General features: G+C 43.8%; 12 protein-coding genes. 10 read left to right on the forward strand and 2 right to left on the reverse strand.

What is annotated here, in order from left to right; translation table 11 throughout:
* Positions 1-464, reverse strand: a 464-nt coding sequence (locus tag ADA42_RS05905; protein ID WP_048764076.1) for a LysR family transcriptional regulator, incomplete at its 3' end; no start/stop codon positions are given.
* Positions 465-757: 293 nt separating this feature from the next.
* Here ADA42_RS05905 and benA point away from each other — a divergent pair.
* The 8 genes from benA (at position 758) to ADA42_RS05945 (ending at position 10187) form a co-directional block, all read left to right on the forward strand.
* The gene (gene benA / locus ADA42_RS05910; RefSeq protein ID WP_048764078.1) at positions 758-2143 is read left to right on the forward strand and encodes a benzoate 1,2-dioxygenase large subunit BenA; all 1386 of its coding nucleotides are present in this window, start codon (positions 758-760) and stop codon (positions 2141-2143) included.
* On the forward strand, positions 2140-2649 hold the full coding sequence (benB, locus tag ADA42_RS05915; protein WP_004936940.1) for a benzoate 1,2-dioxygenase small subunit BenB: 510 nt from the start codon (positions 2140-2142) through the stop codon (positions 2647-2649). Before benA ends, benB begins: the two co-directional genes overlap by 4 nt.
* Positions 2650-2721: 72 nt before the next feature.
* Positions 2722-3738 (forward strand): benzoate 1,2-dioxygenase electron transfer component BenC, encoded by a 1017-nt coding sequence (benC, locus tag ADA42_RS05920; protein WP_048764079.1) that lies wholly within the window; start codon positions 2722-2724, stop codon positions 3736-3738.
* Positions 3739-3756: 18 nt separating this feature from the next.
* Complete coding sequence (gene benD / locus ADA42_RS05925; RefSeq protein WP_048764081.1) at positions 3757-4542, forward strand: benzoate diol dehydrogenase BenD; 786 nt, start codon at positions 3757-3759, stop codon at positions 4540-4542.
* A gap of 41 nt (positions 4543-4583) precedes the next feature.
* On the forward strand, positions 4584-5768 hold the full coding sequence (gene benE / locus ADA42_RS05930; RefSeq protein WP_048764083.1) for a benzoate/H(+) symporter BenE: 1185 nt from the start codon (positions 4584-4586) through the stop codon (positions 5766-5768).
* A 613-nt stretch (positions 5769-6381) separates the two neighbouring features.
* Complete coding sequence (gene catA / locus ADA42_RS05935; protein ID WP_004936949.1) at positions 6382-7317, forward strand: catechol 1,2-dioxygenase; 936 nt, start codon at positions 6382-6384, stop codon at positions 7315-7317.
* A gap of 84 nt (positions 7318-7401) precedes the next feature.
* Positions 7402-8661: a GTPase gene (locus tag ADA42_RS05940; RefSeq protein WP_228137578.1), complete on the forward strand. Its 1260-nt coding sequence runs from the start codon at positions 7402-7404 to the stop codon at positions 8659-8661.
* Positions 8658-10187 carry a dynamin family protein gene (locus ADA42_RS05945; protein ID WP_025094912.1) on the forward strand — a complete coding sequence of 510 codons (1530 nt, stop codon included), beginning with the start codon at positions 8658-8660 and terminating at the stop codon, positions 10185-10187. Before ADA42_RS05940 ends, ADA42_RS05945 begins: the two co-directional genes overlap by 4 nt.
* Positions 10188-10213: 26 nt before the next feature.
* Here ADA42_RS05945 and catM read toward each other — a convergent pair whose 3' ends face one another.
* Positions 10214-11125 (reverse strand): cis,cis-muconate-binding transcription regulator CatM, encoded by a 912-nt coding sequence (catM, locus tag ADA42_RS05950; protein WP_025094913.1) that lies wholly within the window; start codon positions 11123-11125, stop codon positions 10214-10216.
* A 123-nt stretch (positions 11126-11248) separates the two neighbouring features.
* Between catM and ADA42_RS05955 the strand changes: the two genes are divergently transcribed.
* The gene (locus ADA42_RS05955; protein ID WP_004936964.1) at positions 11249-12361 is read left to right on the forward strand and encodes a muconate/chloromuconate family cycloisomerase; all 1113 of its coding nucleotides are present in this window, start codon (positions 11249-11251) and stop codon (positions 12359-12361) included.
* A 17-nt stretch (positions 12362-12378) separates the two neighbouring features.
* A complete protein-coding gene (gene catC / locus ADA42_RS05960; protein ID WP_004925455.1) occupies positions 12379-12669 on the forward strand; it encodes a muconolactone Delta-isomerase in 291 nt (96 codons plus the stop codon).
* Positions 12670-12802: the final 133 nt, after the last annotated feature.

The raw sequence follows: 12802 nt of genomic DNA on the forward strand, positions 1-12802 counted from the left end.
TTAATGGCGGGATCACTGATTTTAAGTCGACCAAATCCGGCATCGATACGGCCTTCTTTTAATGCTTCGGTTTGTGCCTTAGTGCCCATTTCGTAAAGTTCAATGCGTAAGTTGGGGTGCGCCTGACGATACAAATGAATAATCCGTGGCAGTAAACCAAATAGGAGCGAACCCACAAATCCGATACGAATGGTTTTTTCAACCGAGGCAATACGCTTGGTCATGGAAACCATTTGATCGACATTCGACAATAGTTTGATGGCGTACTGATAAAAAAAGTGACCTTCAGGTGTTGTCTTGACCGGTCTGCTGCCGCGCTCTAAAAGCTGAATCCCCAATTCTTCTTCAAGATTTTGAATTTGTCGGCTTAAGGGCGGCTGTGCAATGCATAATTTGTCTGCGGCTTTGGTGAAGCTTTGCTCCTCAACCACCGCCACAAAATAGCGGAGATGTCTAAGTTCCATTTAAAAATACTCCATAGGTATTTTATTATACAAATAATGTGTTTGAACTTATTAAAACATTCTTTTAAGGTATAAACAAGCAAGAAAGACAAGAAGAAGGCAAGGGCTTGACCCATTAAATGCTTTCTTCAATTTGGAAAATTGAAAGCTGAAATGGATATTCGTTTTATTCGACGGTTCTGCCGTTAAGTAAACATTTTATGCGTTGCGTTATTTAATTGAATGTTTGACTAAGCACAGCGTTTTGCTCTGGCCTAGACAAGTTTCTTATTTTGGAATGTTGGAGAAAGGATATGCCACGTATTCCCGTCATTAATACTAGCCATCTTGACCGAATTGATGAACTGCTTGTAGACAATACCGAAACAGGTGAATTTAAGCTACATCGTTCTGTATTTACAGATCAGGCACTTTTTGATCTTGAAATGAAATACATTTTCGAAGGAAATTGGGTTTACTTGGCTCATGAAAGCCAGATTCCCAATAACAACGACTATTACACCACCTATATTGGCAGACAACCGATTTTGATTGCGCGTAATCGCAACGGTGAACTTAACGCCATGATTAACGCATGTTCACATCGTGGTGCACAGCTGTGCCGTCATAAGCGTGGTAATAAGGCCACATATACTTGCCCATTTCATGGCTGGACCTTCAATAACTCAGGAAAACTGTTGAAGGTGAAAGATCCAAGCGATGCCGGTTATTCAGATTGTTTTAATCAGGACGGTTCGCACGACTTAAAAAAGGTGGCGCGTTTTGAAAGTTACAAAGGTTTTTTATTTGGTAGCCTGAATCCTGATGTACCGTCACTGCAAGAGTTTTTAGGGGAAACCACCAAAATTATCGACATGATTGTCGGGCAATCCGATCAGGGTCTTGAAGTACTACGTGGTGTTTCGACCTACACCTATGAAGGAAACTGGAAGTTGACCGCAGAAAACGGAGCAGATGGCTATCACGTTTCGGCGGTGCACTGGAACTATGCAGCCACCACGCAGCATCGTAAAGAAAAACAGGCAAGCGATACCATTCGTGCGATGAGTGCGGGCTCGTGGGGGAAACATGGCGGTGGTTCATATGGATTTGAACATGGTCATATGTTGCTCTGGACACAATGGGGTAATCCGGAAGACCGACCAAACTTTCCTAAAGCAGCGGAATATACCGAAAAATTCGGTGCTGCAATGTCGAAATGGATGATCGAACGCTCACGTAACTTGTGTTTATATCCAAACGTGTACCTGATGGATCAGTTTGGTTCGCAAATTCGTGTTTTACGTCCAATTTCGGTCAATAAAACCGAAGTCACCATTTACTGTATTGCGCCTGTAGGTGAAGCACCCGAAGCGCGTGCACGCCGTATTCGCCAGTATGAAGATTTCTTTAATGCATCTGGAATGGCGACACCAGACGATCTTGAGGAGTTTCGTGCCTGTCAGGCTGGTTATGCAGGTATTGAGCTGGAATGGAACGACATGTGCCGCGGATCAAAACATTGGATTTATGGACCAGACGATGCCGCTAATGAAATCGGATTAAAACCGGCTATTAGTGGTATTAAAACTGAAGACGAAGGCTTGTATTTGGCACAGCATCAATACTGGCTCAAAAGTATGAAACAAGCGATTGCTGCGGAAAAAGAATTTGCATCGCGTCAGGGAGAGAACGCATGAATGCTACAGCACTTTTAGACACCATCAGCATCGAACAGATTAGCCAGTTTTTGTATAGCGAGGCCCGTTTTTTAGATGATGAGCAATGGGATGACTGGCTTGAATGTTACGCACCTCAAGCCTCATTTTGGATGCCCGCGTGGGACGATAACGACCAGCTTACTGAAAATCCTCAAACTGAGATTTCGCTGATTTATTATCCAGATCGCCAAGGTCTTGAAGATCGAGTGTTTCGGATTAAAACCGAGCGTTCATCGGCGACCATGCCAGATACGCGTACGGCACACAATATTAGCAATATCGAAGTTGAATCACGTGATGGCCTTCAAGTCACAGTACGTTTTAACTGGAATACGCTCAGTTTCCGCTATAAAAACAGCTACAGCTATTTTGGCATGTCACGCTATGTAATCGATTTTTCAGGTGAACAACCAAAAATCTTGAGCAAGTATGTGGTGCTTAAGAATGATTACATTAATCAAGTCATTGATATTTATCATATCTAAATCAGTTGTACCTCAGTCAAACGGACACTTGACTGAGGGTTTATGAGTTTATATTTGAATAGGATTCCTGCCATGTCAAACCATCAAGTAGCACTTCAATTTGAAGATGGCGTTACCCGTTTTATTCGCGTCGCTCAAGGTGAAACCTTATCCGATGCCGCATACCGTCAGCAAATCAATATTCCAATGGACTGTCGTGAAGGCGCGTGTGGTACCTGTCGTGCCTTTTGTGCATCTGGCAACTATGACATGCCTGAAGATAATTACATTGAAGATGCACTCACCCCAGAAGAAGCGCAGCAGGGTTACGTTTTGGCATGTCAATGTCGTCCAACTTCGGATGCTGTATTTCAAATTCAGGCATCTTCTGAGGTATGTAAAACCAAGATTCATCACTTTGAGGGCACGTTGGCGCGGGTTGAAAATCTGTCGGATTCGACCATCACCTTTGATATTCAGCTCGATGACGGTCAGCCCGATATTCATTTTCTGGCAGGGCAGTATGTCAACGTGACGCTGCCGGGCACCACGGAAACACGCTCGTATTCGTTTAGCTCACAACCGGGCAATCGCTTAACCGGGTTCGTGGTTCGTAATGTGCCGCAAGGTAAAATGAGCGAGTATTTAAGTGTGCAGGCCAAAGCAGGCGACAAAATGAGCTTTACTGGACCATTTGGTAGTTTTTATCTGCGTGATGTCAAGCGTCCTATGCTCATGCTGGCTGGCGGTACGGGAATCGCGCCGTTTTTATCGATGTTGCAAGTACTTGAGCAAAAAGGCAGTGAGCATCCGGTACGACTGGTGTTTGGCGTAACCCAAGATTGTGATCTGGTGGCGCTTGAACAACTCGATGCACTTCAGCAGAAACTACCATGGTTTGAATATCGTACTGTGGTGGCACATGCAGAAAGTCAACATGAACGTAAAGGTTACGTCACAGGTCATATCGAAAATGACTGGCTAAATGGCGGTGAAGTTGATGTGTATCTGTGCGGACCGGTTCCTATGGTGGAAGCGGTGCGAAGCTGGCTGGATACACAAGGGATTCAACCGGCGAACTTTTTATTTGAAAAATTCTCTGCCAACTAACTCAAAACGGAGACCGATATGAATTCGACACAACGTTTTGAACATAAAGTTGTCATTGTAACAGGTGCAGCTCAAGGCATTGGTCGTGGTGTTGCACTACGGATTGCCCAAGAGGGAGGGCGTCTGATATTGGCCGACCGTTCTGATCTGGTTCAGGCGGTATTGGCTGAGATCAAAGCCTTGGGCGCATTGGCAATTGCTGTTGAGACAGATTTGGAAACTTATGCTGGCGCAGAGTCGGTGGTATCACACGCAATTGCCGAATACGGACGCATCGACGTGCTGATCAATAATGTCGGTGGTGCAATCTGGATGAAACCCTTTCAGGAGTTTTCAGAAGAGGAAATTATTCAGGAGGTTCATCGCTCCCTATTTCCAACGCTCTGGTGCTGCCGTGCAGTACTTCCAGAAATGCTAAAACATCAACAGGGCACTATTGTGAATGTGTCGTCAATTGCGACACGAGGTATTCACCGAATTCCATATTCGGCTTCTAAAGGCGGTGTAAATGCCTTAACGGCTTCACTTGCCTTTGAGCATGCCCAGCATGGTATCCGTGTGAATGCGGTTGCAACGGGAGGAACTGAAGCACCGCCGCGTAAGATTCCACGTAATGTTCAGCCTTTATCGGAAAATGAACAAGTCTGGATGCAACAAGTGGTTGACCAAACCATTGATCGAAGCTTTTTAGGGCGTTATGGCAGTATTGATGAACAAGTCAATGCGATTACCTTTTTAGCCTCAGATGAATCTTCTTACATCACGGGCAGCGTGCTTCCGGTGGGTGGGGGCGATCAGGGATGATCTGATGGTCATTATTTAAAGGGAGACTGCAAGGAGGCATCATGACAACCCTGTTAAAAACAGTGAAGCAAGATTGGTCGTTATCGGCCACGATTGCAGGCTTTTTAGCGGTCCTGATTTCATACTCGGGCCCGTTAATTATCTTCTTTCAAGCAGCACAAAAAGCACACGTCTCGACAGAGATGATGATCTCATGGATTTGGGCTATTTCAATCGGTGCCGCTGTGACAGGCATTTTTTTATCTATTCGGTTTAAAACACCTGTAGTGACCGCATGGTCGGCACCCGGGACGGCATTGTTGGTTACCTTGTTTCCCAACATTAGTTTAAATGAAGCCGTTGCCGCCTACATTACCGCGGCAATTGTGATTTTTCTGGTCGGCATTACCGGCTATTTTGACAAATTACTCAAATGGATACCGCAGGGAATTGCTGCTGGCATGATGGCCGGCATTTTATTCCAGTTTGGTCTTGGGCTATTTCTTGCCACCGATACTTTACCGCTGATCGTGTTTAGCATGTTGCTGTGTTATCTGATCAGTCGACGCTTTTCGCCGCGTTACTGCATGCTTTGGGTACTTATTTGTGGTGTAGCGTTTAGTTTTTTTCTTGGAAAAATGAATCCAGTGCCGCTAGACTTTCACATTGCACGCCCGCAGTTTATTGCACCAGAGTGGTCATGGTTTTCAACCTTAAATTTGGCGCTGCCGCTAATTTTGGTGAGCTTAACAGGGCAGTTTCTGCCTGGTATGGCCATTTTAAAACTCAGTGGGTATAACACACCCGCCAAACCAATTATTGCCGCAGCAAGCTTGGCCTCGTTGTTTGCTGCCTTTGCAGGTGGAATTACCATTGTACTGGCCTCCATTACAGCCACCTTATGTATGGGTAAAGATGCACATGAACTCAAAGACAAACGCTATATTGCTGGAATAGCAAATGGTTTGTTTTATATTTTAGGAGGTGTGTTTGCAGGCAGTATTGTAGCGTTGTTTAGCTTATTGCCCAAAGAGCTGGTTGCTGCACTGGCCGGACTTGCGCTTTTGGGTGCAATAGCAAGCAATATTAAAATTGCCATGCAAGAAGATCAGCAACGAGATCCTGCATTGATTACCTTTTTGGCAACCGTTTCGGGTATGCATTTCTTGGGCTTGAGTTCGGTGTTTTGGGGGATGTGTATTGGCATGCTGGCCTATTTCATCTTACTAAAACCCAAAGCCAGTTAAATTAAATTTGTCATTTAGACCATTCGATTATTTCTATCATATTCGCTTTATTCTAAGGCGAATTTTTTTTTTAAGAGATGACATATCACTCAGCTTAATTTGTTTCTATTTCATTCCTGTTGAAACTACGATAGGTTTGAGTAATTCAATGCATAACAATTTTTTAACTCCTGAATATTCCTTTTATGAAGGTATTTGGCGATATTTGCTCGGCCATAGCAATGATCACATTATGAGCTAAATTTACTTTTTAAAATTCATTTTAATTTTAAGTATTTAATTTTTATGTTTTTATTTTAATTTTTAGCCTGAAAGTTTTTATTAAGATTTATTTTTAAATCAGATGTCGAAAAAATTAGTATACCAAAAAAGCATGAAAACATACTCTCTTGGGAATTGGAGTCGTCATGAGTTTCAGATACAGTTGGTCAGTATGGAAGGTATAGAAACGACTATCGAAATAAATAGGTTTGTGGTGTGTGAAGCAAGGTAAAGCTCAAGGCTGAGGCAAACCAAGCAAAGGTTAATTGAACCAATATGCACAACAGATTCAACGATAGCGTCGACAGATAAGTTTATCAAATGATGTTTTGGCGATTTCAAGGAGAAAGCCATGGAAGTTAAAATATTCAATACTCAGGATGTGCAAGATTTTTTACGTGTTGCAAGCGGACTTGAGCAAGAAGGTGGCAATCCGCGTGTAAAGCAGATCATCCATCGTGTGCTTTCAGATTTATATAAAGCCATTGAAGATTTGAATATCACTTCAGATGAATACTGGGCGGGTGTGGCATATTTAAATCAGCTAGGTGCCAATCAAGAAGCTGGTTTACTCTCGCCAGGCTTGGGTTTTGACCACTACCTCGATATGCGTATGGATGCCGAAGATGCCGCACTAGGTATTGAAAATGCGACACCACGTACCATTGAAGGCCCGCTATATGTGGCAGGTGCGCCTGAATCGGTAGGTTATGCGCGCATGGATGACGGAAGTGATCCAAATGGTCATACCCTGATTCTACATGGCACGATCTTTGATGCAGATGGAAAACCTTTACCAAATGCCAAAGTTGAAATCTGGCATGCCAACACCAAAGGCTTTTATTCACACTTCGACCCAACAGGCGAGCAGCAAGCGTTCAATATGCGCCGTAGTATTATTACCGATGAAAACGGTCAGTATCGCGTTCGTACCATTTTGCCTGCGGGTTATGGTTGCCCACCAGAAGGTCCAACGCAACAGTTGCTGAATCAATTGGGCCGTCATGGTAACCGCCCTGCGCACATTCACTATTTTGTTTCTGCCGATGGACACCGCAAACTGACTACGCAAATTAATGTGGCTGGCGATCCGTACACCTATGATGACTTTGCTTATGCAACCCGTGAAGGCTTGGTGGTTGATGCAGTGGAACACACCGATCCTGAAACCATTAAGGCTAATGATGTTGAAGGCCCATTCGCTGAAATGGTTTTCGATCTAAAATTGACGCGTTTGGTTGATGGTGTGGATAACCAAGTTGTTGATCGCCCACGTCTAGCGGTGTAATACACCAAAATGGTTCAAAATTATCAGGCGAGTGATCAAGATCACTGGCCTGTTTTTATTTCAGGGAAGGGTGGAGACAATTACGTGGACAATCAAATCATTCAGGAAATCGTAGATAAAATTTTAAGCGTATTGCCGAATCAGGCTGGGCAATTGGCACGCTTGGTTCGTCTGATGCAGTTTGCTTGTGACCCCACCATTACCGTCATTGGTAAATATAATCATGGTAAAAGCCGACTACTCAATGAGCTGATCGGGACAGATATTTTTTCTGTTGCCGATAAACGAGAGACGATTCAACTGGCCGAACATAAACAAGATCAGGTACGTTGGTTGGATGCACCCGGACTCGATGCAGATGTTGCGGCAGTGGATGATCGTCATGCTTTTGAAGCAGTCTGGACACAGGCAGATATTCGCCTTTTTGTGCATTCAGTCCGAGAAGGCGAACTCGATGCAACCGAGCATCATCTTTTACAACAACTTATTGAAGATGCAGACCATAGCCGACGCCAAACCATACTGGTCTTGACCCAGATAGATCAGATACCGGATCAGACAATTTTAACCCAGATCAAAACTTCAATTACACAGCAGGTACCCAAACTCGATATTTGGGCTGTTTCGGCCACTCGCCACCGTCAGGGCATTGAAAATGGAAAAACCTTGCTGATTGAAAAAAGTGGAATCGGTGCATTGCGACATACACTTGAGCAGGCACTTGCTCAGGTTCCATTGGCACGAGCGTATGAAAAGAATAGATTGCTGTCTGGTTTGCATCATCAACTCAATCAGTTATTACTCGATCAAAAACGTGTACTTCAGCAACTACAACAGACACAGCAGCAGCAATTACATGACTTTGATACAGGACTCATCAACATACTCGATAAGATTCGAGTAGATCTTGAGCCCATTGTAAATATAGATGGCCAAGATCAAGCACTTAATCCAGATTCATTTGCCACGATGTTTAAAAATACAGCAGCCAAGCAGCAACGTGCCAAAGTGCAGATTGCTTACTCACGTGCCTGTATCGAGATCAATAGCCATCTCATACGTCACGGTGTGGTGGGTTTACCTACAGAGCAGCAAACTACGATTAAAAGTATTGATACGGTCATTGTTGCGGTTTTTGGAATTTCAGTGAAATTTCGCGATCAGCTACGTGCATTGTTTTATACCGATACCGAACGACAACGCTTGCAAAGAGAGTTTCGATTTTATTTTGAAAAGTCAGCAGGCCGAATGGCTTTAGCTGCCAAGATTGAGCAGACAATTCGACAGCAAGGGTGTATTGAAAATGCAATGATGGCGTTGCAACAGATGGAGAGTGCAGCATGACCAGCGGCGGACACATTCAATTGTTTATCGAACACACCCGGCAGATTGCGACTGCCCAAGGGGATATACAGTTGGCATTGCAATCGATGCAGCAATGGCGCGAAGCATTTGCTACAGCTTTAAAACAAAATACCTTTGATTTAACGGGCTGGTCAACGCAGGCAAAAATCGCCAATCAACTCAAGCAATTTAACCATAAGCTTACAACGCATGTATCGAATTGGGATACCGAATGGCATACTTTTAGTGCTGCTCAATCGGTTGCCGAAGTATTTCATGATCGGGTGATGTTGCTTGTATTCGGTAAGTTCAATGCTGGAAAGAGTTCATTGTGTAACTTACTGGCCGAATGCTTTCGTTCTCACGGACAAACCGTGCAATATTTTCATGTTCAAAATGAACAGATATTTTATACCGAATCTCGCTTACGCGAAGGTGCAACCGAGACGACAGCGCAACTACAGGGCGTATGTCTGGGTGAAAAACTTATTTTGCTAGATACCCCAGGTTTGCATTCTGGTACTCAGGAAAATGCAGCGCTCACACTAAAATTTATCGACAGTGCAGATGGTGTGCTGTGGCTCAGTAGCGCAACTTCACCGGGTCAGGTGCAAGAGCTAGATGCACTGGGGCGCGAATTAAAGCGTCATAAACCTTTATTTCCTGTTATTACCCGAAGCGATTTTGTCGAAGAAGATGAAATTGATGGTGAGCTATGCGCAGTGCTTTGCAATAAAAATTCAGAACAACGCGCGTTACAAGAGTCTGATGTATTGATGCGTGCGCAAGAAAAACTGCACAGTATGCAAGTGGACGTGAGTTTATTAAAGCCGCCCGTGTCCGTTTCAACTCAAATGGCGCGTGAAGCAGATATGACCCCACAAGCCATGAATGAGGCTGGTTTTGAGCGATTATTTGCAGCACTTTTGGCCCTTATTGAGCCTGCTTTGCGCTATAAGCAGCGTAAACCTGCCGAAGTATTGTTGCATTTTTTGCAAGAACACGTCATTGAGGGTTTAAGGCTTTACCTGCAACCCGATCTAGAGCAAATACAACAGGACCTCAAACAGGCTCAAGATGATTTACGACAGCTACACACCGATTTAGCCGAGGCAATCTGGCGTAGCGTATTGCCTGAGCTGCCACAACTTCTTGAGCAACATGCAAATACACAAGATATTGATGCCGTAGTGAATAGTTTGAACGAGTGGATAAACGTCGCATTCGAACAACAGGTTGCAATTCAGCTTGATGCTTATGGTTTAAATTTGGATTCGCTTAGCAAGATCGAAAAAACCGAAAAAATGCAGTATGAACGCATTGCGGGAATGTTAGTGCATGATGGCTTGTACACGACTCTTACGCAGCAGATTCAACAAGCTGTCAAAGCTTCCACGAGTGAATTGATTGAGCAGTGTCAGGCTCAACTTGAGCAGTCAATCAAACATATTCAAACACTCGATGAAACGTTCATCGATTACAGCGCAGCACTCGGTCAACTCAGCCAAGCGCTACGCGTTGAATAAATAGTAGCAAATTTTTCAGACATATTTTATTCGATGAGTGGCCTGATATGGTGCGTTGTAAACACCTCCTGTACACAGGCGAGAATTTTAGGAATGTAATTACTGTGGTCCATATTTCGCACTGCGAGTGAAATTGGGCTATAGGCATCATCATCTAAAATTGGAATATAAAGCAGATTCTTCACCCCAATATCCATGGCAGACGCCGGGACGATGCAGACGCCTTCACCTGCTGCCACCAAGCCGAGCGCCAGTTGAATTTCGCGTATTTCGGTGAGTTTGGATGGTACTAGGCCCAGCTCGGTAAAGAGTGACTGAATAAAGGTCGCAAAATTAGGTTTTTGAGAGACAGGGTACAGCAGCATCGGTTCGTCAATAATTTGAGAGAGATGAACTCCTGTTGCTGCAAACTGATTGAGGTGATGATGCTTATGGATTGCAAGTTTGAGCTGTTCTTTATGTAACACGATACGTCGAATTGCAGGATCGGTAATTTTGAGCCGACCAAAACCCAGATCGATTTTTCCCTGCTTAAGGGCATTGATTTGATCTTTGGTGCCGCATTCGATAAGTTCGATGTGAATTTCAGGATTTTGTTGACGAAACAGATAAATAATTTCAGGTAACAAACCATACAGTAAGGAGCTGACGTAACCAATTCTCAAGGTTTGACTGACCGTTGCAATCCGTTTTGCCATTGAGGACGCTTGTGCAGTATGAGTCAAAATCTGCACAGCATGCTGATAAAAAAACATGCCTGCTTCAGTCACTTTAGCCGGTCTGGAGCCGCGTTCAAATAGCTGAATTCCCAATTCTTCTTCGAGTTTTTGAATTTGTCGGCTGAGGGGCGGCTGGGCAATACACAACTTTTCAGCAGCTTTGGAAATGCTTTGCTCTTCAACCACGGTCACAAAATATCTGAGGTGTCTTAGTTCCATTTATACGCCCTAATTGGTTTTATATACCTTTTTAGTATGCAAAAATACCAAATTGTTTATCGTTTTTATTATTACATTAATTTAAGGTATGTAAATAGTATTTATTGAAAAGAAGATGGACCGATGTATAAATCAGTGGAAACTATTTTAGTCGATATTCCAACTATTCGTCCGCACAAGCTTTCGGTCACCACGATGCAGACGCAGACATTGGTTTTGATCAAAATCATCACGGAAGATGGCATTGTAGGCTGGGGCGAAGCGACCACGATTGGTGGATTAAACTATGGCGAAGAAAGCCCAGAAAGTGTTAAAGCCAATATCGACACCTATTTCAAGCCATTGCTCTTGTCCATCAAGGCGCCTTTAAATGTGGCTCAGACCCTAAAATTAATTCGTAAAAGTATCAATGGCAACCGCTTTGCCAAATGTGCAATCCAAACTGCACTTTTAGAGATACAGGCTAAACGACTGAATATACCCGTGAGCGAATTGCTGGGTGGACGTATTCGTGATCGATTACCTGTGCTGTGGACACTGGCTTCAGGTGACACCGATAAAGATATTGCCGAAGCAAAAAAAATGATCGAATTAAAGCGTCACAATACCTTTAAATTAAAAATTGGTTCAAATCCGCTACAGCACGATGTCGATCATGTAATTGCCATAAAAAAAGCACTTGGCCCGGAAATCAGTGTGCGTGTAGATGTGAACCGTGCATGGTCTGAACTTGAATGTGTTAAAGGGATTCAACAGCTTCAAGATGGTGGGATCGATCTGATTGAGCAGCCCTGTGCGATTGAAAATACAGATGCTTTAGCACGTCTGACTGCACGTTTTGATGTGGCCATTATGGCAGATGAGGTCTTGACTGGCCCAGACAGTGCCTATCGAATTGCCAAAAAATCGGGTGCCGATGTGTTTGCAGTAAAAGTCGAACAATCGGGTGGTCTGATTGAAGCCTGTGAAGTGGCAAAAATTGCGCGTCTTGCTGGAATCAGTTTATATGGTGGCACCATGCTTGAAGGGCCTGTTGGCAGTATTGCATCGGCACATGCCTTTAGTACCTTTGAAACACTGGAGTTTGGCACTGAACTGTTCGGGCCTTTATTGCTAACACAAAGCATTTTGAAGACACCTTTGCAATATGAAAACTTCGAGCTGGTGGTTCCCAATACGCCAGGTCTGGGAATTGAGGTCGACGAAGACAAACTCGAACAGTTACGCCGTCATTAAGGAAGAGGAAATTTACTATGTTGTTTCAAGTTCGTATGGATGTGCATTTACCTGTTAGCATGCCTACTGATCAGGCCAATCAGATTAAATCGGTCGAGAAGGCTTATTCACAAGAGTTGCAACGCCAAGGCAAATGGCGTCATATCTGGCGTATTACCGGACAATATTCCAATATCAGTATTTTTGATGTCGAAAGTAATGAAGAGCTACATACGATTTTACAAGGCTTACCGCTATATCCGTATATGAAAATTGAAGTCATGGCGCTCAATCGTCATCCGTCTTCTGTGCGTGATGACGATAGTTGATATGTCAGTAGAGATGACACTTCATCGGTGTTCATCTCTTAGGTTTATGGTATTTCTTTATTTTCCGTTTTCATCCAAAGGTTGATGACATGATAGATAAAAGTGCAGCGACCCTAACGGAAGCGCTCTCCCA

The organism is Acinetobacter sp. 243_ASPC, from assembly GCF_001054715.1.
Taxonomy (GTDB): Bacteria; Pseudomonadota; Gammaproteobacteria; order Pseudomonadales; family Moraxellaceae; genus Acinetobacter; species Acinetobacter soli.

Coding starts and splice junctions, on each gene's coding strand:
- benC (WP_048764079.1), top strand. CDS start 2,722: ATGTCAAACCATCAAGTAGCACTTCAATTTGAAGATGGCGTTACCCGT.
- benE (WP_048764083.1), top strand. CDS start 4,584: ATGACAACCCTGTTAAAAACAGTGAAGCAAGATTGGTCGTTATCGGCC.
- benD (WP_048764081.1), top strand. CDS start 3,757: ATGAATTCGACACAACGTTTTGAACATAAAGTTGTCATTGTAACAGGT.
- catA (WP_004936949.1), top strand. CDS start 6,382: ATGGAAGTTAAAATATTCAATACTCAGGATGTGCAAGATTTTTTACGT.
- ADA42_RS05945 (WP_025094912.1), top strand. CDS start 8,658: ATGACCAGCGGCGGACACATTCAATTGTTTATCGAACACACCCGGCAG.
- benB (WP_004936940.1), top strand. CDS start 2,140: ATGAATGCTACAGCACTTTTAGACACCATCAGCATCGAACAGATTAGC.
- ADA42_RS05955 (WP_004936964.1), top strand. CDS start 11,249: ATGTATAAATCAGTGGAAACTATTTTAGTCGATATTCCAACTATTCGT.
- catM (WP_025094913.1), bottom strand. CDS start 11,125: ATGGAACTAAGACACCTCAGATATTTTGTGACCGTGGTTGAAGAGCAA.
- benA (WP_048764078.1), top strand. CDS start 758: ATGCCACGTATTCCCGTCATTAATACTAGCCATCTTGACCGAATTGAT.
- catC (WP_004925455.1), top strand. CDS start 12,379: ATGTTGTTTCAAGTTCGTATGGATGTGCATTTACCTGTTAGCATGCCT.